Source organism: Streptomyces shenzhenensis (assembly GCF_021462265.1).
In the GTDB taxonomy this organism is placed as follows: Bacteria; Actinomycetota; Actinomycetes; order Streptomycetales; family Streptomycetaceae; genus Streptomyces; species Streptomyces shenzhenensis.
Map to the genome: position 1 here is coordinate 40,297 of NZ_JAJONF010000032.1, position 20,003 is coordinate 60,299.

Annotated in this window: 16 protein-coding genes and 1 riboswitch; of the genes, 4 read left to right on the forward strand and 12 right to left on the reverse strand. The window is 70.7% G+C overall.

What is annotated here, in order from left to right; translation table 11 throughout:
• Window positions 1-118 precede the first annotated feature (118 nt).
• Entirely contained in the window at window positions 119-1,915 is a 1,797-nt protein-coding gene (locus tag LQ326_RS32345; RefSeq protein WP_234542613.1) for an AMP-dependent synthetase/ligase, read from the forward strand.
• 25 nt (window positions 1,916-1,940) lie between these two features.
• Here the strand turns inward: LQ326_RS32345 and LQ326_RS32350 are convergent, their stop codons facing one another.
• Together LQ326_RS32350 and LQ326_RS32355 are read right to left on the reverse strand one after the other, a co-directional pair.
• Complete coding sequence (locus LQ326_RS32350; protein WP_234542614.1) at window positions 1,941-3,575, reverse strand: GMC oxidoreductase; 1,635 nt, start codon at window positions 3,573-3,575, stop codon at window positions 1,941-1,943.
• A 128-nt stretch (window positions 3,576-3,703) separates the two neighbouring features.
• Window positions 3,704-4,846, reverse strand: a complete 1,143-nt coding sequence (locus tag LQ326_RS32355; RefSeq protein ID WP_234542615.1) for a glycosyltransferase family 4 protein — start codon at window positions 4,844-4,846, stop codon at window positions 3,704-3,706.
• Between the two features lie 114 nt (window positions 4,847-4,960).
• Between LQ326_RS32355 and LQ326_RS32360 the strand changes: the two genes are divergently transcribed.
• Complete coding sequence (locus tag LQ326_RS32360; RefSeq protein WP_234542616.1) at window positions 4,961-6,196, forward strand: glycosyltransferase family 87 protein; 1,236 nt, start codon at window positions 4,961-4,963, stop codon at window positions 6,194-6,196.
• A 130-nt stretch (window positions 6,197-6,326) separates the two neighbouring features.
• Here the strand turns inward: LQ326_RS32360 and LQ326_RS32365 are convergent, their stop codons facing one another.
• The 5 genes from LQ326_RS32365 to LQ326_RS32385 form a co-directional block, all read right to left on the reverse strand.
• The gene (locus LQ326_RS32365) at window positions 6,327-7,526 is read right to left on the reverse strand and encodes a hypothetical protein (protein ID WP_234542617.1); all 1,200 of its coding nucleotides are present in this window, start codon (window positions 7,524-7,526) and stop codon (window positions 6,327-6,329) included.
• A 30-nt stretch (window positions 7,527-7,556) separates the two neighbouring features.
• Entirely contained in the window at window positions 7,557-8,573 is a 1,017-nt protein-coding gene (locus tag LQ326_RS32370) for a C40 family peptidase (RefSeq protein WP_234542618.1), read from the reverse strand.
• Window positions 8,574-9,007: 434 nt separating this feature from the next.
• Window positions 9,008-10,042, reverse strand: coding sequence for a C40 family peptidase (locus LQ326_RS32375; protein WP_234542619.1), 1,035 nt, complete (start codon window positions 10,040-10,042; stop codon window positions 9,008-9,010).
• Window positions 10,043-10,252: 210 nt separating this feature from the next.
• A complete protein-coding gene (locus LQ326_RS32380; protein ID WP_234542620.1) occupies window positions 10,253-11,596 on the reverse strand; it encodes an NYN domain-containing protein in 1,344 nt (447 codons plus the stop codon).
• Between the two features lie 40 nt (window positions 11,597-11,636).
• The gene (locus LQ326_RS32385; protein ID WP_225096775.1) at window positions 11,637-11,876 is read right to left on the reverse strand and encodes a hypothetical protein; all 240 of its coding nucleotides are present in this window, start codon (window positions 11,874-11,876) and stop codon (window positions 11,637-11,639) included.
• Window positions 11,877-12,029: 153 nt separating this feature from the next.
• On the opposite strand from LQ326_RS32385, the gene LQ326_RS32390 reads away from it, so the two are divergent.
• Together LQ326_RS32390 and LQ326_RS32395 are read left to right on the forward strand one after the other, a co-directional pair.
• The gene (locus tag LQ326_RS32390; protein WP_234542621.1) at window positions 12,030-12,824 is read left to right on the forward strand and encodes a rhomboid family intramembrane serine protease; all 795 of its coding nucleotides are present in this window, start codon (window positions 12,030-12,032) and stop codon (window positions 12,822-12,824) included.
• The gene (locus LQ326_RS32395; RefSeq protein WP_181803323.1) at window positions 12,821-13,102 is read left to right on the forward strand and encodes an Lrp/AsnC family transcriptional regulator; all 282 of its coding nucleotides are present in this window, start codon (window positions 12,821-12,823) and stop codon (window positions 13,100-13,102) included. The genes LQ326_RS32390 and LQ326_RS32395 overlap by 4 nt, the downstream gene beginning before the upstream one ends.
• A 184-nt stretch (window positions 13,103-13,286) precedes the next feature.
• Here LQ326_RS32395 and LQ326_RS32400 read toward each other — a convergent pair whose 3' ends face one another.
• From LQ326_RS32400 to qcrC, 5 genes are all read right to left on the reverse strand, one after another.
• Window positions 13,287-14,663 carry an aminotransferase class V-fold PLP-dependent enzyme gene (locus LQ326_RS32400; RefSeq protein WP_234542622.1) on the reverse strand — a complete coding sequence of 459 codons (1,377 nt, stop codon included), beginning with the start codon at window positions 14,661-14,663 and terminating at the stop codon, window positions 13,287-13,289.
• A 240-nt stretch (window positions 14,664-14,903) separates the two neighbouring features.
• A riboswitch (SAM riboswitch) is annotated at window positions 14,904-15,020 on the reverse strand.
• Window positions 15,021-15,275: 255 nt separating this feature from the next.
• The gene (gene trpD, locus LQ326_RS32405; protein ID WP_234542623.1) at window positions 15,276-16,340 is read right to left on the reverse strand and encodes an anthranilate phosphoribosyltransferase; all 1,065 of its coding nucleotides are present in this window, start codon (window positions 16,338-16,340) and stop codon (window positions 15,276-15,278) included.
• Between the two features lie 134 nt (window positions 16,341-16,474).
• Window positions 16,475-18,112, reverse strand: coding sequence for a cytochrome bc1 complex cytochrome b subunit (qcrB, locus tag LQ326_RS32410; protein WP_234542624.1), 1,638 nt, complete (start codon window positions 18,110-18,112; stop codon window positions 16,475-16,477).
• A complete protein-coding gene (gene qcrA / locus LQ326_RS32415) occupies window positions 18,109-19,173 on the reverse strand; it encodes a cytochrome bc1 complex Rieske iron-sulfur subunit (protein ID WP_234542625.1) in 1,065 nt (354 codons plus the stop codon). The genes qcrB and qcrA overlap by 4 nt, the downstream gene beginning before the upstream one ends.
• A complete protein-coding gene (qcrC, locus tag LQ326_RS32420; protein WP_234542626.1) occupies window positions 19,170-19,982 on the reverse strand; it encodes a cytochrome bc1 complex diheme cytochrome c subunit in 813 nt (270 codons plus the stop codon). Before qcrC ends, qcrA begins: the two co-directional genes overlap by 4 nt.
• Window positions 19,983-20,003: the final 21 nt, after the last annotated feature.

Consider the following 20,003-nt stretch of genomic DNA (forward strand, 5'->3'; position numbering starts at 1 on the left):
AATTCAACCACCGGATCTTCCCAGCCCGTGGCGAACCCTGAGCACCTGCCCGAGCCTTGGACCGTACCGTCGCATCGCACAACGTCGTGGCGCCGGCGCCCTATGAGGAGCAGCAGTCTTGCGCGAGTTCAGCCTTCCGGCTTTGTACGAGGTCCCCTCGGACGGCAATCTGACCGACATCGTCCGGAGAAACGCCGCGCAGCATCCGGACGTCGCCGTCATGGCCCGCAAGACCGGCGGGGTCTGGCAGGACGTGACCGCCACCGCCTTCCTGGCCGAGGTGCACGCGGCCGCGAAGGGCCTCATCGCCTCCGGCGTCCAGCCGGGCGACCGGGTCGGCCTGATGTCCCGCACCCGCTACGAGTGGACGCTCCTCGACTTCGCGATCTGGAGCGCCGGCGCGGTCACCGTGCCGGTGTACGAGACCAGCTCGCCGGAGCAGGTGCAGTGGATCCTCAGTGACTCCGGCGCGACCGCCTGCATCGTGGAACTCGACAACCACTCGGCCGCCGTCGAGTCGGTGCGCGAGACGCTGCCCGCCCTCAAGCACGTCTGGCAGATCGAGGCGGGCGCCCTGGAGGAACTCGGCAGACTCGGCCAGGGCGTCACCGACGCCACGGTCGACGAGCGCAGCTCGCAGGCGAAGGCGGACGACCCGGCGACCATCGTCTACACGAGCGGCACCACCGGCCGTCCCAAGGGCTGTGTCCTCACCCACCGCGCCTTCTTCGCCGAGTGCGGCAACATCGTGGAGCGGCTGCGCCCCCTCTTCCGCACCGGTGAGTGCTCCGTCCTCCTCTTCCTGCCGCTCGCGCACGTCTTCGGCCGGCTCGTGCAGATCGCCCCGATGATGGCGCCGATCAGACTGGGCTGCGTCCCGGACATCAAGAACCTCACCGACGAACTGGCCGCGTTCCGGCCGACGCTGATCCTCGGTGTCCCGCGCGTCTTCGAGAAGGTCTACAACTCGGCGCGCGCCAAGGCGCAGGCGGACGGCAAGGGCAGGATCTTCGACAAGGCGGCCGACACCGCGATCGCGTACAGCAAGGCGCTGGACACCCCGTCGGGCCCCGCCCTCGGCCTGAAGATCAAGCACAAGACCTTCGACAAGCTCGTCTACAGCAAGCTGCGCGCGGTGCTCGGCGGCAGGGGCGAATATGCGATTTCCGGCGGCGCCCCCCTTGGCGAGCGCCTGGGCCACTTCTTCCGCGGTATCGGCTTCACGGTCCTGGAGGGCTACGGCCTGACCGAGTCCTGTGCGGCGACCGCGTTCAACCCCTGGGACCGGCAGAAGATCGGCACGGTCGGGCAGCCGCTGCCCGGCTCGGTGATCCGCATCGCGGACGACGGGGAGGTGCTGCTGCACGGCGAGCACCTGTTCAAGGAGTACTGGAACAACCCGGCCGCGACCGCCGAGGCGCTGGCCGACGGCTGGTTCCACACCGGTGACATCGGCACCCTCGACGAGGACGGCTACCTCAGGATCACCGGCCGCAAGAAGGAGATCATCGTCACCGCCGGCGGCAAGAACGTCGCCCCGGCCGTGATCGAGGACCGGATCCGCGCGCACGCGCTGGTCGCGGAGTGCATGGTGGTGGGCGACGGGCGGCCGTTCGTGGGCGCGCTGGTCACTCTCGACGAGGAGTTCCTGCACCGCTGGGCGGCTGAGCACGGCAAGCCGGCGGGTGCCACCGCGGCGTCGCTGCGTGACGACCCGGACCTGATCGCGGCGGTCCAGGACGCTGTCGACGACGGCAACGCCGCGGTGTCGAAGGCGGAATCGGTGCGGAAGTTCCGCATTCTGTCCTCCCAGTTCTCGGAGGAGTCGGGCCACCTGACGCCGTCCCTGAAGCTCAAGCGCAACGTGGTGGCGAAGGACTTCGCGGACGAGATCGAGGCCATCTACCAGAAGTAGAACGGCACTTCGGGCCTCCTGAAACTCAGAAGTCCTCGGCGAGAACCCGTTCCATCGTCCGCTCGGCGAGTGCGGTGATGGTGACGAACGGGTTCACGCCGATGTTCCCGGGCACGAGCGAACCGTCGGTGACGTACAGCTTCGAATACCCCTTCACCCGGCCGTAGTCGTCGGTCGCCCGGCCAAGGACGCAGCCGCCGAGAGGGTGGTAGCAGAAGTCGTCCGCGAACACCTTGCTGGCCGAGCCGAACAGGTCGTACCGGTAGATCGTCGCGTTGGCCGAGTTGATCCGGTCGAACAGTTTCTTGGCCATGGCCACCGAGACCGCGCTCTGGGCCGCGGTCCAGCCCAGCTTCACCTTGTCGCTCGCCGGGTCGTAGGTGAAGGACGCCCGTTGCGGGTTCTTGGTGATCGCCAGGTAGAGGCTCACCCAGGTCTCGAACCCGATGGGCAGCGGGGCGATCTCCGCGAAGACCGGGTTGCCGGTGTTGGCCCAGTCGTCGATGCCCATGACCGGCATGGTGGACTGGTTGGCCCCGGTGGTGTCCCAGATGTGGTTGGCACGCCCGACCATGGTGTTGCCGTTGGTGCTCCAGCCGCCTCCCACCGTGGAGTCGAGCGCGGGCAGCGCACCGGTGTCCCGGGCCCGGACGAGCAGTTCGGTGGTCCCGAGACTGCCCCCGCCGAGGAACAGGTACGTGCAGCTGTACTGCTTGCTCTCGACGACGGCTCCGGTCGTGTCGATCCGGTCGACGCTCAGGACGTACGACCCGTCACCGGCCCGCGTGACGGACTTCACCCTCTCCAGGGTGTGGATGGTGACGTTGCCGGTGCCGAGGGCGGCGGCGAGGTAGGTCTTGTCGAGGCTCTTCTTGCCGTAGTTGTTGCCGTAGATGACCTCCTGGCCGAGCGCGGACTTGGTGACGGTGCCGGCGGCCTCCTGCTCCATGTACCCGAAGTCGTAGACGTTCGGTACGAAGGTGGTCTTGAGCCCGGTGTTGGCGGCGGCCTTCCGGGAGGTCCGGGCGAACTGGTACCACTCGGTCGACTCGAACCAGGCGGGGTCGATGGTGTTGACGCCGAGCATGGCGCGGGCCCGCGGGAAGTACGTGTTGTACATCGCGCTCGCGTCCACGGTCGGGAACTGCTCGGCGAAGTAGGACTGGAGCGGGGTCACCGCCATCCCCCCGTTGACCAGCGACCCGCCCCCCACCCCGCGTCCCACGTACACGGACATGTTGTCGTAGTGCACCCGGTCGAGCACGCCCGCGTAGGGGGTGATGTTCTTGTTGACGACGTCCAGCCAGAGGAAGGAGGCGAGCGGGGCCTCCGTGCGGGACTTGAACCACATGGACCGCTGGTCCGGGGCGGCGGTGGAACAGAAGACCTTGCCGTCGGAGCCGGCCGTGTTCCACAGCATGCCCATCTCGATCATGAGGGTGCGCACCCCGGCCTGCCCGAGGCGCAGCGCGGCCACGGCCCCGCCGTACCCCGAACCGACCACGATCGCGGGTGCGTTGTCGACGTCGGCCGCTTCCTCGGCGGCCTGCGCCGGCTGGAGCCCGACACGGGTGAGACCGGCCGCGGCGGCGGTCTGGAGGGCGATCGCGCCCAGGATGTGACGTCTCGTCAGCTGACGCTGCATCAGTTTTGCTGTCATGCACGCAGCATGTGCGGATTTTCGGCTTCCGCCTAGAGCTACGGCAGCAACAGCGCCCCGTCAGGGGCGCGGGGCACTGCGCGACCAGCCCCCACCGCCCCGCAGGCGAACAACGGCCTCAAAGCGCCCTACAGCAACGCCTTCAGCCGCTCCGCGAGGAGATCCCACCGCCACCGCTCCTCGACCCACCGCCGCCCCCGCTCCCCGGTCCGCCGGCGCAACTCCGCATCCCCCAGCAGCACGACGATCCGCTCGGCGGTCTCCTCCACCGAGCCGCCCCGCACCACCCACCCGGTCTCCCCGTCGAGCACGGCGTCCGGCGCCCCGCCCGAATCCCCCGCCACCACCGGCAACCCGGTCGCCGAGGCCTCCAGGTACACGATCCCGAGCCCCTCCACGTCCAGCCCGCCCCGCCGGGTCCGGCACGGCATGGCGAACACGTCGCCCGCGCCGAAGTGCGCGGGCAGTTCGGCCCACGGCACGGCCCCCGTGAACCGCACCGACGCCTCGACTCCGGTCTCCCGCGCCAGCCGCCGCAGCTTCTTCTCGTACGGCCCGCCGCCCACGATCAGCAGCACCGCGTCCGGCTCGGCGGCCAGGATCAGCGGCATCGCGAGGATCAGCGTGTCCTGCCCCTTGCGCGGCACCAGCCGCGACACGCACACGACCACCGGCCGCTCGCTCAGCCCCAGCCGCGCCCGCACCTCGTCCCCGCCCGACCCGGGATGGAAGGTCTTCTCGTCCACCCCGGGCGGCAGCTGCACCATCCGCCCCGCGGCCTCCGTGCTCAGCGCGGTCGCGATCCGGGACCGCGTGTACTCGCCGAGATAGGTGATCGTGTCGGTCGTGTCCCCGATCCGCCCGAGCAGCTGCCGGGCCCCGGGCAGCTGCGCCCAGCCGGCCTCGTGCCCGTGGGTGGTGGCGACCAGCCGCTCGGCCCCGGCCCGGCGCAGCGCGGGCGCCATCAGGCCCAGCGGGGCCGCCGCCCCGAACCACACGGACGTGCACCCGTGCTCCCGCAGCAGCCCGACCGCCGTCCGGGTCGCCCCCGGCGTCGGCAGCAGCATCGTCGTACGGTCGCGTACGACGGTGAAGGGCTGCTCGGCGTCGAACGCGGCGGTGGCCTCGGCGCCCTCCCGGCCCCGCCGCCACGTGGACGCGTAGACGACGAGCCGCTCAGGGTCCAGCCGCAGGGCCATGTTGTGCAGAAATGCCTGAATGCCACCCGGCCGGGGCGGGAAGTCATTGGTCACGATGAGGGTCTTGTCCATCGGCGCCGACCATACCCGCACAGGGTGACCGGCCGTGCTTCATGGCCCCCGCACAGGACGCCGGGAGATCATGTGGCCCACTCGACACGGCGACGCCGACGGACAGGGGCTCAGGTGGACAGGACGTGCGTGCGGCGTGCCCTGGCGTTGCCGCTGGTCACCTGGGGTGCCACCCGGGTGGTGCTGCTGCTGTTCGTCCTGAGGGTGTTCGTGTTCCCGGGCGCGGACGTCACGAGCGACGTGTCGGTCATCTACCAGGGCTGGTACGAGGTCCTCAGGCACGGAACGTTCCCTCTGGACGACGTCACCTGGCAGTACCCGCCCGCGGCCGCCCTGGCGATCCTCTCCCCCGCGCTGCTGCCCTTCCTGGACTACCCGACCGCGTTCTTCGTGCTGGCCTGCCTCGCCGACCTGGTGGTCCTCTCCCTGCTGCTCCACGCCGGCCGGCGCCCCGGCCGCACCCTGCGCGGGGCCTGGGTCTGGGTGGCCGGCGTGCCGCTCCTCGGCCCGACCGTCTACTCCCGCTACGACCTGATGGTCACCGCGGTCGCCGTCGCCGCGCTGCTCGCCGGGGCCCGGCACCCCCGGATCACGGGCGCGCTCGCCGGGTTCGGCGCCATGGTCAAGGTGTGGCCGGCGCTGCTGCTCGTGGGTGCCGTACGGCGGTGGACCTGGGCGTCGGCGGCGGTGACGGCGGGGGCGGTCGGCGCGCTGTTCGCGGTGGCCATGCCGGGGGCGTTCGCGTTCCTGACCTTCCAGCGGGACCGGGGCACCGAGGTGGAGTCGCTGGGCGCGCTGGCCCTGCACGTCGCCCGGCACCTCGGCTGGCACGGTGAGGTGCTGCTCAACTACGGCTCGATCGAGTTCCTGGGTCCGCACGTGCGGGCGGTGAGCACGGCGGCCCTGCTGCTCACCGTGCCGGCGTTCGGCTGGCTGCTGCTGTGGCGGCTGTCGGCGGTCCGCTTCCGGTCCCACACGCTCGCGGACGCGGCCTTCACCGCCGTCCTGATGTTCACGGTCACCAGCCGGGTGATCAGCCCGCAGTACATGGTGTGGCTGGTGGGGCTGGCCGCCGTCTGCCTCTGTTTCCGGGCCGGCCGCATGACCCTCCCGGCCGTCCTGGTCGTCCTGGCGGCCTTCGTGACGGTCCTGGAGTTCCCGGTCGGCTTCTCGCACGTCGTGGTCAGCGACTGGTACGGCATCACCCTGCTGGTCCTGCGCAACGGCCTGCTCCTCGCGGCCACCGGCACGGCGGCCCGCGTGCTGTGGCGCTCCACGGTGACCGGGGCCGCCGTCGCCCCCTTCCCGGCTCAGGCCGCCCGCACGAAGGAGACCCGGATCTCGTCCTGAGCCCGGGACAGCAGCACCCCCCGGCCACGCGCCGCGCCCCCGGCGTCAGGCGGGTCCCGGGCCGCCCGGCCCGCCCGCGCCGGAGAAGGCCTGCTGAGCCCGGTGGCAGGCCGGGCGTCGCGGGGCCGGCTCAGCCGTCGCCGAGCTGAGCCGCCACGTAGTCACGCCAGCGTGCGGTGAAGTCCGGCAGGGTGGTCCCGAGTTCCGTCCGCAGCGCGTCCTCGACCGCGCCCGCCCGCCCCTGGTGCGCGCCCACGGCCCGGTAGAAGGCGCCGAGCTTCCCCTCGCCCCAGTGGCCGGCGATCATCCGGCAGGCCAGCCAGCCCCCCTCATAGGCTTTGGCCAGGGTGGTGGGGTCGTCGGTGAAGCCGAAGTCCTGGTCCGCCGGAAGGCCGCCGGGTGCCTCGCCGGCCTGGACGGCGCGGGCGAGTTCCGGCGCCACCTCGGTGGGCGTGCGGCCGGTGCCGAGGTAGCCGATCCAGTCGGCGTAGCCCTCGGAGAGCCAGAGCGGGGTGGCGGGCGTGGTGTGGGCGCGGGTGGCCACATGGGTCGTCTCGTGGGTGAGGACGACCTGCCTGCCGACCGGGCCGAGGACGGCGTACGCCTCCGGGTTGAGGACGACCCGGTCCGCCGGGGCCTGGCCCTGCCCTCCCGCCTCCCCGGTGGTGACGGCGGCGATGCCCCGGTAGTTGGAGGCGGGGGCACCCAGCAGGGCCGCCATGCCGTTCAGCGACCCGGGCACCAGCAGGACCACCCGCCGGGTCCAGTCCGTGCCCCAGGCCTTGGTGACCCCGGGGACGGCGGTGTCGGCGAGCCGGGCATAGCCGCGCAGGGTGGCCAGGGACTGGCCGACGCCGAGGACGAGGCTGTGGGTGCTCTTGACGGCGGTCACCCTGCCCTGGTCCCAGAGTTGTTGCCCGGACTTCCCGGCGGGCTTGTCATAGGTGACATACCAGTGTCCGTCGGCGGTGCGGCTGAGAGTGAGCGTGCGGTCCGTCGTGACCGGTGCCCTGTCGTAACCCCGTATCCGGTAGCTGAGCCGCGCGTCGGCGGTGGCGCCGGCGCCGTCGGGGTGGAGGGCGGTCAGCCGGTAGCTCCAGTCGGCGAGCGGTACCGCCCGCAGGTTCGCGTACGGACCGCGGGTGCCGGTCCCGGCGTACGCCTTCTCGTCGTGAGCGAGGACCGCGGCCGCGCGGCGGTCCAGGACCTGCTGCACGGCGGACATCGCCGCGCCGGTCGACGACTGCCCGCCGCCGCATCCGGCCAGCGGCAGGAGCAGCAGGCACAGCCCCACCGCTCCTGAGCCCCACGCCCGTCCACGACCAGCCATTTTCCGATGGTACGGGTCGGGGCCCGTGCTTCAGGGCCGGGTGACGGAGGAGACGGGCATCATTCCGACCGGGTCGTAGCGGACCGGGGCGCCCGGGTAGGGGGCGTGGATGACCTGGCCGTTGCCGACGTACATGGCCACATGGCTGGCGTCGGAGCGGTAGACGACCAGGTCACCGGGGCGCATCTGGGAGAGCGGGACCTGGCGGCCGGCGTGGCGCTGCTCCTGCGAGCTGCGCGGGAGATGGATCCCGGCGTGGGCGTACGACCACTGCATCAGGCCCGAGCAGTCGAAGCCGGAGGGGCCGTCCGCACCCCAGACGTACGGCTTGCCGAGGGCGGAGCGGGCGGCGGCGATCGCGGCGGCGGCGCGGCCGTCGGGGGCGACGGCACCGAAGAGGTAGGGCAGCTCGTCGCGGCCGTCGCCACGGGAGGCGTGCTCGAAGGCGGCGCGGTCGGCGGCGGGCATCGCGGCGAGGAGTTTCCGGGCCCTGGCGAGCCTGCGCTCCACGACGGCCTTGTGGGAGGCGACCGTCCTGCGGCCGCGCTCCAGTTCGGCGAGTTTCCCGGCGGCCTCGGCACGCTCCTGGGCGAGTTCGCGCATCGCCGTCCGGAAGTCCTTGAGCCGGCCGGCCTGGCGGACGTCGATGCGGTCGAGGACGGAGGCCCGGTCGAGGTAGTCCTGGGGATTGTCGGAGAACAGCAGGGCCACGGTGGGGTCGACGCCGCCGGAACGGTACTGGGCGCCGGCGAGTGAACCGAGCGCCTCCCGCATGGTGTTGACGCGCTCCTGCTGGCGGGCGATGCGGTCCTGCGAGTCGTTCACCTCGCGGCGCAGCGCGTCGGCCCGCTCGTCGGCCTTGTCGTAGGCCTGGGTCGCCTCCTCGGCCTGCTGGAACAGCCGGTCCAACTCGGCGCGGCCGTCGGCGCGCGGGGCTGCGCTCGCCGGTACGGCGCCGAGCGCGGCGGCCGCGGCCGACAGCGCGCAGAGAGCCGCACCGGCGCCCCGGTTGAACCCGGACGGTGCGAGACGGCGATGAGACCCCACGGGAAAACAGCACCCCTTCCGTTTGTCGGACGACGGCGTTCCCCCCCGGGTACGGGGGAGACGTGCCGGACTTTGACGCCCTCCCCCGCCCGAAGACGGGGAATTCAGGTCCGCACCGCACGGCGGCGCCACCACGGGTTCCTGTTTCACAGGCCGCCGCCCACCCGCGTGGGCCGGTCCTGCGCGGCCTCCGCAGGCGTGACTTCCCGCCCGTCCGGCGGTAGGTCCGGCAACTCGGTCGCCGAACGCGGCGATGCTAGCCACATGACCGGCCGACGGCCAAAGGCCTCCACGGCCACGCAAACGCGACGCCCCGCCGCTGACGCAGGTCACCGGCGGGGCGTGGAGTCAGTTGTGGTCGCCGCGATTCGCCCGTTCGGACGCCACAGCGAGTTGATCCCGGGTCGTACGGGAGTGGGCGCGACCCGGTGGGGTCAGATGCGGACGCCGAACTCGAAGGTCATGTCGCCGATCGCCTCGTAGCGCACGACGGCGCCGGTGTGCGGGGCGTGCAGCACCTGGCCGTTGCCGGCGTACAGGCCGACGTGGTGGTAGTCGCCGAAGAAGATGACCAGGTCACCGACCTTGAGGTCGCTCTCGCTGTAGATGCGGGTGCCGGCGTTGGCCTGGGCCTCGGAGGTGCGGGGTATGGTCACGCCGGCCTGGGCGTAGGCCCAGGAGGTCAGGCCCGAGCAGTCGAAGGAGGACGGGCCGGAGGCGCCGTACACGTACGGCGAGCCGAGCCTGGACTGGGCGGCGGCGAAGGCGGCGGCGGCCCGGCTGGAGGCGGAGCCCGTGTTGCCGAGGTCGACGCGGGAGGAGGCGCGGCTGGCGGCCTGGGCCTGCTCCTGGTCCAGCGCCGCCTTCTCCTTGGCGGTCAGCGTGTTGAGCAGCCGCTGCGCGTCGGCGAGCTTGGACTGGACGGCCTTCTTCTGCTTGGCCAGCTCGGTGCGGGTGGCGGAGAGGTCCTTGAGCTTGTCGGTGGCCTCTGCCCGCTCCTGGGCGAGTTCGCGCTGTTTGTCCTGAATCTTCTTCAGGGCCTCGACCTGCTGGCCGCTCAACTGGTCGAGCGTGGACGCCTTGTCGAGGTAGTCGTCCGGGTCGGACGAGAGGAAGAGCTGGACCGACGGGTCGATGCCGCCGGAGCGGTACTGCGCGGTGGCCAGCGAACCGAGGCTGTCCCGCAGCTTGTTGAGCTCCTCCTGGCCACGAGCCACGTTGTCCTGGATCGTGGATATCTCCTTCTGCAGCTTCTGCTGCTTGTCCTTGGCTCCGTCGAGCTTCTCGGTGGCCTGCTCGGCCTCCTCGTAGAGCTTGTCGACCTTCGCCTTGACCTCGCCCTTGCTCAGCTTCTCGCTGGGCGCCGCGTTGGCGGCGTTGGCACTGAGGACTACGGCGGCTGCTGCTGCGGTCGTGAGCACGGTCACGCGCGCACGGCTGGTCTGCCTGGGTCGACGATGGGACGCCACGGAGACGGGCTCCTTCGTTTGAGTGATCACCCGTGTGGAGGTTCGAGGCCAGACCCTAGTGACCTACCTGTGATCAGTTCAAACCCAGCAGCCAAAAAAGTGGTCACGCAACGCACTCTTTGCACATAACTCACGACCAGTAATGCACGATTGACGCTACGTTGCGTGACGGTTCGGTCAATTCGGGCATTGCATATGCGGGTTGCACGTTCAGGACAGTCGCTTCAGAAGCATCGCAGAAGCGACCGGTCGGGCACCGGCCCGGGCGACCCCGTCGGCGACCTCACGGTCCGTGGAGGCGACGATCACCGGGCGGCCCGGCGGCTCGGCGCGCACCAGCTGGCGGATCAGCTCGTCCGCGGTGACGCCGGGCTTGGAGAAGAGGACGCGGACCCCGCGCGGCGGGGCGAGCAGCACCGGCGCGACCAGCTCGGCGCCGTCGAAGACACAGGTGACCTCGGCGCCGGTCTGGGCGGCGAGCTGGGAGAGCTGGCCGAGCAGCCGCAGCCGCTGCTTCTCCAGCGGCATCTGCGGATAGCCGGTCTTGGTCACGTTGTAGCCGTCGACGACCAGGTGCGCCTGGGGCAGGGCGAGCAGCTGGTCGAGAATGGCGGGGTCGTTTTCGGACAGCGCCCGCGCGGCGATGTCCTTCGGGGTCATCCGCCCCGGTTCGACCGCGTCCACGGTCTCGGCGGGCCGCACCGACACCGGCGGCAGCGCCAGCTCCCGGCGCAGCCCCTGGGCCGCGTCCAGCACGGTGTCGAGCAGCAGCCGCAGCCGCATGTCCTCGACGCTGCGCCCCTCGCGGGCAGCCCGGCGGCTGGCCTCCAGGGCCGCCTCGACCTCGCCGAGCCGGGCCTTGAGCCGCCGGCTCTCGCTCTCGGCGGCGGACACCAGGGACTGCCCCTCGGCCCGCCCCGCCTCCATCTCGCCCTGCAGCTTGCGCAGCGCCGCCTCACCACGCTTCACGTCGCTCAGCGCGGCTCGTAGCTTGCGGTGAAGCGACTCCGCTTCCTTCTTCGCCGCGTCCAGCTCGGCGCGCAGCCGCTCCGTCTCGGACCGGGTCTGCTCCCGGGCCCGGTCCAGCTCCTCGCGCAGCCGCTCCAGTTCGGCCCGGCTCTCCTCGTCGGCCCGCTCGGCGTCGGCCCGCTGGGCCTCCTCGCCGGCCGCCGCGACGAGCTTCACCCAGCCCGTGGGGCGCAGTACATAGGCCGCGGCCGCCACGTCGAGCGGGTCCGCGGCCGGGGGCGGGGAGCCGGAGTCCAGGGCGCCGGCCAGTTCCGGCTGGGCCTCTCTCAGCTTCTCCCCGATCCGCTGCCGGAAGAGGGTGTCCGTCTCCAGCGCGGCCGCCATGGCGTTCCCGGCGAACTTGGCCCGGCGGTTGGGGGCGAACCTGGCGTACTGCCGCAGCTGCGCGGGCAGCTCGGCGACGGTCAGCCCGCCGAACCCGTCCGACACGATCTGCACGACACGCCGTCGCACGCCGTCGGGCAACGGACGGTCAAGCACCTCGGCGGTGCCGTCGCCCGGCCCCCCGCCTGTGGTCTCCACCATCCGTCACACCCCATCACCTGTACGGGGCCGGCTCCCGGACTCAGGAGTCGGCGCCCGGCCTGTCCACTAGTTCCACCTGGTCCACCGCGTTGCACCAGCGGCAGCGCACCGACTCGATGGTCTCACTGACCACCTCGCGCTCCTCGACCGTGGGCTCACCGGCCAGATCGAGGTGCACGTACTCGACCACCTTCGACGAGCGGGTCACGTCGAAGCGCGTGAGGTTGCCGCAGAGAGTGCAGCGCCACCGCGTCGTGGCGGTCGGCAGGGGAACCGTCATCGTGGCTTGTTCGCTTCCTTCTAGTGTCCGTGACGCGTCGTCCCGACGCGTGTGGCTCGTAACCCTACGGCCTGGCGGGTACTCGACGCCGCCCTGTCCACGGCGGCGAGGCGATCTGCACCGCTGCGTCCGGTTACGTCATGCTCTATGTCCATGATCGGCAACTGGAACACGACGGCCGCCCGGACCCTGCGCAGCCTGCGGGGCACGTCGGCGCCCATGACGTACGCCCTGATCGCCGTGTGCTGCCTGATCTTCGCGCTCGGCCCCGCCTCGGGCCTCACACCGTCCTACGGCACCGGAGAGGCCCTGGCGGCCGCCCAGCGGGCGTATTTCCGGCGGTGGGGAGTGGTGCCCGCCGATCTGTTCGACGGTCCGGTACGGGAGGCGCTCACCCCGGCCACCGCGCTGTTCATCCACGGCAGCTGGGTGCACCTGCTCGGCAACATGCTCTTCCTCTTCGTCTTCGGGGCGATGACCGAGGAACGGATGGGCCGCACGCAGTTCACCCTCTTCTACGTCGGCTGCGGCTATCTCGCCCTGCTCGGCTACGCGGCCGCCAATGCCTCGTCCCAGCAGTCGCTGGTGGGGGCGTCCGGGGCGATCTCGGCGGTCCTCGGCGCGTTCCTGTACCTGTTCCCCAGCGCCCGCGTGACCAGTCTTCTCCCCTTCCTCTTCTTCCTCCCGCTCCGCTTCCCGGCCTGGGTCGTCCTCCCCTTCTGGGCAGCCCTGCAGTGGGTGGCGCTGAGCCAGGCCCCCGCCGGCCCCGGCGTGGCCTATCTCGCCCACCTGGTCGGCTTCGGACTGGGCTTCGGCTACGCGTGGGTCCGATACGGAAAAAGGAAAGGCGCGAAGCGCGGCCCCGGGAGGGCGGTGGTGGGCGACGGGCGGGCGACTAAAGTAAGGACCGCCCCAGCTCCGGCACCCGAGGGAGAGAACCAGCCGTGATCACCGCGATCGTCCTCATCAAGACCAGCGTGGACCGGATCCCCGAGATCGCGGAACAGATCGCCTCACTGGAGAGCGTGAGCGAGGTCTTCTCCGTCACCGGCACGTACGACCTCATCGCCATGGTCCGGGTGAAGCAGCACGAGGACCTGGCCGACGTCATCCCCGGCCGGATCAGCAAGATCCAGGGCGTGGAGGCGACGGACACGCACGTCGCGTTCCGCACGTACTCGCAGCACGACCTGGAGGCGGCGTTCGCGATCGGCCTGGACAGCTAGAGACTTCGCCTTCGAAGCGCCCGCCGCCGGAGCGCCCCGTAAGGGGCGCGGGGAACTGCGCGCCCAGCCCCCACCGGCCTGCGGCCGGGCACGGCGTGCGATGGCCCCCTGCGGGTACACGGCGGAGCCGCACATCGAGGACGGCCCCGCGCCCCTGGGGCGTTGCCCCTGAGGTCGGTCTGGATCACACCGCCGGGACACACCGGCCTTCCTCGGTGCGGTACGTCCACTTGGCACCGTCGGCGACCAGTTCCCGCACGGCGTTCACGAACCGCTCGACGTGCTCGTCCGGCGTCCCCGCCCCGAAGCTCACCCGGATGGCGTTGAGGGACTTCTCGCCCGGTGCCGCCTCCGGCGCCCCGCATTCGCCCTGGGTCCGGGGGTCGGAGCCCAGCAGGGTCCTGACCAGCGGGTGGGCGCAGAAGAGGCCGTCGCGGACGCCGATGCCGTACTCGGCGGAGAGGGCGGCGGCGAAGTGGGAGCTGTTCCAGCCCTCCACCACGAAGCTGATCACGCCGACACGCGGGGCGTCGTCGCCGAAGAGGGAGAGGACCCGGACCTCGGGTACCTCGGCGAGGCCCGCGCGGACCTCGGCGACCAGGCGTTCCTCACGGGCGACCAGGGTGTCCCAGCCCGCCTCCGTCAGCGCCTTGCAGGCGGAGGCGATGGCGTAGACGCCGATGACGTTGGGCGATCCCGCCTCGTGGCGCGCGGCGCTCTCGTGCCACTCCACGGCCACTCCCCCGTCCTCGCGCCGGGTGACCTTGCGGCTGGCGCCGCCGCCCGCGAGGTAGGGCCGGGCGGCCCGCAGCCAGTCGGCGCGGCCGGCCAGGACGCCGGAGCCGAAGGGGGCGTACAGCTTGTGGCCGGAGAAGGCGACCCAGTCGACGTCCAGGTCCCGGACCGAGACGGGGTGGTGCGGGGCCAGCTGGGCGGCGTCCAGGACGATCCGGGCGCCGTGCGCGTGCGCGACAGCCGCGAGGTCCCGTACCGGCCACAGCTCGCCGGTGACGTTGGACGCTCCGGTGACGCAGACCAGGGCCGGGCCGTGCCCCTCCTGAACAGATGCGGTGCGGCCGGCGAGGGCGCGCTCCAGGGTCTCGACGGCCTGCCGCGGGGTGCGGGGCGCGTCGAGGCAGGTGACCTGGGCGTCCGGCCAGGGCAGCAGGCTCGCGTGGTGCTCGGTCTCGAAGACGAAGACCTGGCAGTCGGCGGGGAGGGCGCGGGCCAGGAGGTTCAGGGAGTCCGTCGTCGAGCGGGTGAAGATCAGCTGGTCGTCGGGGCGGCAGTCGAGGAACCCGGCGACGGTCCGGCGGGCGTTCTCGAAGAGGTCCGTGGAGAGCTGGGAGAGGTAGCCCGCGCCACGGTGGACGCTGCCGTAGTAGGGGGCGTACGCCGCCACGTCGTCCCAGACCCGCTGCAGGGCCGGGGCGCTGGCCGCGTAGTCGAGGGCGGCGTAGGTGACCTCGCCGCCGGTGACGAGCGGGACGGTGACATCCCGTCCCAGAACAGACAGAGGGGCACAAACAGACTGGGCGCAGGCAGCGGTCGGGACAGACATGGCGGAACTCCCGTGAGAGGCAAGGCGGAACCACCGTGCGAGCACGCGGACGACCGCGGTGCCGGCCCGGCGAAACCGAAGAAACCCGAAGGAACCCGAGGGAAACGGAACGAACCCGAAGAGGGACGGAGAACCTCGGGGAAAAAGGAAAAGGGGATGCGGAGGCGGGGCTCTGCGGCCCTATCGCATTCGCTTGCTCACGGGAGGCTCCTCGACGACCAGGACCCCTGGTGTACGAGGGGTCCGCGCTTGCCGTGGACCTCGCTGCCCACGACCTGGTCTTCACCCGGGGCACCCCGCCACGGACGGAGGGTTGCCGGACAGTCGGCCGGGGCCTCATGACTGTCACTCATGACCTGGGAAGAAAAACTAGGTGAAGTGATCGCGGACGCGCAACTTCTGTCCGGATGACGGGACACCGCCGGTTCGGCACCGCCGGAGAGGTCCTGTGTGGTGGCGCGCCGTCGCGGCGGAAGAACGTGACCGACCAACGGCAGAGACCGACTGGAGGATCAGCCGCCGCTCACATTCTTCCCCGCCGCGACGGCGATCAGCCGCCACGGCGGATTCCGGCGGTGCCGAACCGCACCTCAGCCCCGCCGGCCGCGTCCCCTACTTGTTCGTCGCCGACGCCCAGCGCTCCAGGACCCGCTTGGCCGAGCCCGAGTCGATCGACTCGGCCGCTCTGTCCATGCCTGCCCGGAGCTGTTCGGCCAGCGTCCCCGTGCCGGGGTCCAGGGCCACCAGGGCCGCGGCCGAGTTCAGCAGCACCGCGTCCCGTACCGGCCCTTGCTCGCCGTCCAGCAGCCTGCGGGCCACCTCCGCGTTGTACGACGGGTCGCCGCCCCGCAGGGCCGCCACGGGGACCAGGTCGATGCCGACGTCACGGGGGTCGAAAACCTCCTCGGCGACCTTGCCGTCGCGGACGATCCAGACATGGGACGTGGCGGTCGTCGTCAGTTCGTCGAGGCCGTCGTCGCCGCGGAAGACCAGGGAGGAGTTGCCGCGCTCCGCGAAGACGCCCGCGACGATCGGTGCCATGCGCGGGTCCGCGACGCCGACCGCCTGGGCCCGGACCCGCGCGGGGTTGGTCAGCGGGCCGAGGATGTTGAACACCGTGCGGATGCCCAGCTGGCCGCGCGCGGCGCCCGCGTGACGCAGCGCCGGGTGGAACTTGATGGCGAAGCAGAAGGTGATGCCGGCCTCCTCGGCGACCTCGGCGACCCGCCGCGGGGTCAGCTCGAGGTTGACGCCGAGCCTCTCCAGGACGTCCGACGCACCGGACGCGGAGGAGGCCGCGCGGTTGCCGTGCTTGACGACCTTCGCGCCCGTGCCGGCCACCACCAGCGCCGACATCGTGGAGATGTTGACCGTCTTCGCGCCGTCGCCGCCGGTCCCGACGATGTCGACCGTGCGGCCCGGCACCTCGATGACGTTGGCGTGCTCGTACATCGTGCGGACGAGCCCGTTGATCTCCTCGACGGTCTCGCCCTTGGCCCGCAGGGCGACGACGAAGCCCGCGATCTGGGCGTCGGTGGCCTGGCCGCGCATGATCTGGTCCATCGCCCAGGCCGTCGCGTCGGCGCTCTGGTCCTGGCCGTACAGCAGCGCGTTCAGTACCTCGGGCCAGGAACGGCCCGCCGCGGTGTCGCCTCCAGCGGGGGTCACAGCGCTCATGAGGCCGCTCCTGATCGTCGTACGGGAAAGAGAGGTTTTTCCAGGCCTACCCTATCCAGCTCCGGGCACCGCGAAGGGCCCCCGTCCGGTGTGCGGACGGGGGCCCTTCGGCTGTGGCGTGGCGACGCCGTCGATCAGTGGTGGCCGTGGCCGCTCGTGATCTCCTTGTACTCCTCGACGGTGGGCTTCGGGATCTGGTTGTCCTCGCCGTAGTAGGCGTTGCTCAGCTTGGCGCGGAGCTTCTCGGAGCCCTTGATCTTGCGCTCCACACCGTTCTCGTCGACCGCCGGGCCGACCTGGGCCGGCTCGTACTGGTGGTGCGCCGTGAGGGTGTGCAGCTGCTCCTGCGAGAGCGGCTCGTGGACCTCGATGAACTCACCGTGCGGCAGCCGCTTGATGATGCCGGTCTCCCGGCCGTGCAGCACCTTCTCGCGGTCCCGGCGCTGCAGGCCGAGGCAGATGCGCTTGGTCACGACGAACGCGATCACCGGTCCGGCGAAGAAGAAGATCCGGACGAACCAGGTCACGTCGTTGATCGACAGGTGGAAGTGGGTGGCGATGAGGTCGTTGCCACCACCGACCAGACCCACCATGTACACGGTCACCCAGGCGACACCGAACCCGGTACGGGTCGGGGCGTTGCGCGGGCGGTCCAGGATGTGGTGCTCGCTCTTGTCGCCGGTGACCCAGGACTCGATGAACGGGTAGACCGCGATCGCCCCGAGGACCAGACCGAACAGGACCAGCGGGATGAAGACGCCGAGGACCAGGGTGTGGCCCCAGAAGTTGACCTCCCAGCCCGGCATGTACCGGATGAGACCCTCGGCGAAGCCCATGTACCAGTCGGGCTGGGCGCCGGTGGACACCTGGTCCGGACGGTAGGGGCCCATGGCCCAGATCGGGTTGATCTGGGTGGTCGCCGCGATGGCCGCGATGACACCGAAGACCAGGAAGAAGAAGCCTCCGGCCTTGGCCATGTAGACCGGCAGCAGCGGCATGCCGACGACGTTCTTCTCGCTCTTTCCGGGACCCGCGAACTGCGTGTGCTTGTGGTAGAAGACCAGGATCAGGTGGCCCACCATCAGGCCGAGCATGATGCCCGGCAGCAGCAGGATGTGGATCGAGTAGAACCGGGCGACGAAGTCGTGGCCGGGGAACTCGCCGCCGAAGAGGAAGTACGAGATGTACGTGCCGACGATCGGCATCGACAGGATGGCGCCCTCGGTGAAGCGGACACCGGTGCCGGAGAGCAGGTCGTCCGGGAGCGAGTAGCCGGTGAAACCGGTGAACATGCCGAGGACGAACAGCAGGAAGCCGAACAGCCAGTTGATCTCACGCGGCTTGCGGAACGCGCCGGTGAAGAACACGCGCATCATGTGCACGAACATGCCGGCGAGGAAGATCAGCGCGGCCCAGTGGTGGATCTGCCGGATGAGCAGACCACCGCGCACGTCGAAGGAGATGTGCAGGGTCGAGTTGAACGCCTCGGACATCAGCTGTCCCTGGAGCGGGACGTAGCTGCCGTGGTACGCCACCTCGTTCATCGACGGGTGGAAGAACAGCGTCAGGTACACACCCGTCAGGATGATGATGATGAAGCTGTACATGCACACTTCGCCCAACATGAACGACCAGTGGTCGGGGAAGATCTTGCGCATGTTGGACTTGGCGAGGGAGTAGATCCCGAGCCGTCCGTCGGCCCAGTCGGCGACACGCTCGCCGGCCGGCGCCTTCCCGCGTTCGCGGGACTGTGAGTTCTCTGAAGTGCTCATCCGCGCTCCCAGAATGCAGGACCGACGGGCTCCTCGAAGTCGCCGAGCGCCTGGAGGTAGCCCTCTTCGCTCACGCCGATGCGCAGCTGCGGCAGGGCGTGACCGGCCGGGCCGAAGATCACTCGGGCACCGTCGGAGAGGTCGAAGGTGGACTGGTGGCACGGGCAGAGCACGTGGTGGGTCTGCTGCTCGTACAGCGAGATCGGGCAGCCCACGTGGGTGCAGATCTTCGAGTAGGCGACGATGCCTTCGTGCGACCACTCCAGCTCGCGCTTGTCCTTGATGTTGTCCGGCTGCAGCCGGATGATCATCAGGGCCGCCTTCGCCATCACGTTCTGGAAGTCCTCCTGGGACTCCTCGACGCCCTCGGGCTTGGCGAAGGTCAGCGAACCGACGGCGACGTCGGAGGGACGCAGCGGCTCGTTGGTGTTCATGTTGACGAGCAGCTTGCCCTTCGACCACGCCGTGTGCCGCAGCGAGGTGCCGGGCAGCGGGCCGAGGTCGCGCAGCAGCACGACACCGGAGAGCGGGACCAGGGTCAGCGCGCCGAACATGGTGTTGCGGATCAGCTTGCGCCGGCCGAGCGCCGATTCCTTGGCGCCCTGCTTGAAGTCGGCCAGGACCTTGGCCTTGACCTCCGGCGGCGCCGAGATGGCGTGCCGCTCGTCGGCGACCTCCACGTCGGACATCAGGGTGCGGGCCCAGTGGACCGCGCCCGCGCCGATGCAGAACAGCGCCGCACCGAGGGTCAGGCCCAGCGCGAAGTTCAGCGCGCTGATGTGACCGATCGGGAAGACGAAGATCGACTTGTCTTTCGGGATGGTCACATAGGAGGCGATGAAGCCGACGGTGGCCAGCATCGACACCGTGAACAGCATGGCCACGACGCGCTCGGACCGCTTGGCGGCCCGCTCGTCGATGTCCTGGATGCGGTGCTCGTGCGGCGGCAGACCCGGATCCGAGAACGGGTCCTTCTCGTCCGCCACACTCACGGCGGTGTGCGCGTGCGCGTGGTCCTGCTCAGCGGGCAGGTTCTCTTCTGGAATGTCTTGGCTACTCATGACTTCTTGGCCTTTGCGGTCCGAGCGGCGACCCAGACGGCGACCGCGATCAGTGCACCGAGACCGAAGATCCACGCGAACAGACCCTCGCTGACCGGCCCGAGGCCGCCCAGGTTGAGACCGCCGGGGTTCTCCGTGTTGCTGCTGTTGACCGCGTTCAGGTACCCGATGATGTCCTTCTTGTTCTTCTCCGTCAGCGTCGTGTCGGGGAAGGACGGCATGTTCTGCGGGCCCGTCTGCATGGCCTCGTACATGTGCTTCGGGTCGACGCCCTCAAGGCTCGGTGCGAACTTGCCCTTGGTCAGCGCACCACCCGCGCCCACGAAGTTGTGGCACTGCGCGCAGTTGGTGCGGAAGAGCTCGCCGCCCTTGGCGATGTCGGCACCGTCCGGGCCGTACTGGTCCTTGGTCGGAACCTGGGGACCGGCGCCCAGCGAGGCGACGTACGCCGCGAGCTGGTCGATCTGGGCCTGGGTGTAGATGTTCTTCTTCTTGACGACCTGCGGGCCCTGCGAGGTGGCGGCCGGCATACGGCCGGTGCCGACCTGGAAGTCGACGGCCGCGGCGCCCACGCCCACCAGGCTGGGGCCGTCGGACGAGCCCTGACCCCCGGTGCCGTGGCAGCTGGCGCAGCCGACCGAGTAGAGCTTCTTGCCCTCTTCGATCGTCAGGGACTGAGAGGTCTCGTCGGCCTGCGCCTTGCTCGCGGGTGCGAGCGCGGCGTAGGCCCCCCCAGTGCCCACCAGCGCGAGGAGTAGGACGACGACCGCCGCCAGCGGATGGCGTCGTCGTGCGGAGAGCTTTTTCACGGATTACCCCGGTGTCAGGAT